We start from the raw sequence: 256 nt of genomic DNA on the forward strand, positions 1-256 counted from the left end.
GTCCCCCCTCGGACACATCATGAGAAGGACCCCGCTTCGGCGGGGTCCTTCTCCGTTTCCCCCGGGGATGGCCGGAAGCAGCCGGTCAGGGGGTGGCGCGGACGCCCCCGGAATGTTTGGTAATGTTTCACCTGTCGCCACGGCCGCCGAGGCCGGAACGACACACACCCCGTCCGGGTGGCGGAATGGCAGACGCGCTAGCTTGAGGTGCTAGTGCCCTTTATCGGGCGTGGGGGTTCAAGTCCCCCCTCGGACA

General features: G+C 67.2%; 1 tRNA gene. It reads left to right on the plus strand.

Going from position 1 to position 256, the window contains the following annotated elements:
* Positions 1-171: 171 nt before the first annotated feature.
* Positions 172-256, plus strand: a tRNA-Leu gene (locus VR44_RS26740).

The organism is Streptomyces katrae (assembly GCF_000966975.1).
Taxonomy (GTDB): Bacteria; Actinomycetota; Actinomycetes; order Streptomycetales; family Streptomycetaceae; genus Streptomyces; species Streptomyces katrae.